Raw genomic sequence first — 778 nt, 5'->3', positions numbered from 1 at the left:
AGTTACCATGGAGTGACGCTTTAATTTACCGCTGCGCGAATAATCAATGCGAGTACATCGTCGATTCTGTGGCAAGGAAGCCTGGGCTCTTCGCCCGCAAAGGTAGTAGACATGGCTAAAAGCCAGCAGAAGTCGAATAAAGAGATCAGAAAGCCCAAGGCTGAAAAGGTGAAGACCAACGCGTCAAACCCTTCGACCAAATCTGATCCGGTGAAGATGGTCACCGTAAAGGGATAAGCTACGCACCGAACGTTAGCGGCGGCCGCTCCGGCGACCGCCGCCGGCACGATGAACGCTGATCGTGAAGCCGGCCAACGATGAACAATCGCGCAAAACCCGCTAACGAAGCGTGGCCAAGCTCCGCTGGCTAAAACAAGTTCCGTAGCGCCAGCTCATTTTCGCGAACTCGGCTGCTGAGCCCTCATCCGCATGCGCCGCATCATGCTCTCCACATCGCCAGCTGAGCGACCAAGCGCCGCGGCGATGTCTTCAATCGTCATGATATCCCGCAATCCTGCACGAAGGTCGTCTATTGCCGTTTGCGTCCAACGGGGGCCGATGGCCATTTAGCGGTCCTCTTCCGGTGGCGTTCCGGTCTCCCTGCGACGGGCCGCCCGCGCGTATTTGTCATACCGGTCGGCCAAATCAGCATTTGCAAGGGCGTCAAAAACGTTTTTGCATCGGGCCGCGACGGCGCGACACGTTGCCGCGCGCTCCGAAAAATATTCCGACTCCGACTGGAAAGACATTTCCTATCTCCTGCAAGCGAGGATCGCTC

At 57.1% G+C, this 778-nt stretch carries 1 protein-coding gene; it reads right to left on the bottom strand.

The features are described 5' to 3' along the window. Positions 1 to 20: 20 nt before the first annotated feature. On the bottom strand, positions 21 to 224 hold the full coding sequence (locus LQ954_RS16055) for a hypothetical protein (RefSeq protein ID WP_231024063.1): 204 nt from the start codon (positions 222 to 224) through the stop codon (positions 21 to 23). Positions 225 to 778 lie beyond the last annotated feature (554 nt).

Source organism: Sphingomonas sp. IC-11 (genome assembly GCF_021043365.1).
Classification (GTDB): domain Bacteria; phylum Pseudomonadota; class Alphaproteobacteria; order Sphingomonadales; family Sphingomonadaceae; genus Sphingomonas.
The sequence above is the reverse complement of the archived record's forward strand: the minus strand, read 5'-3'. Positions and strand labels throughout refer to the sequence as shown.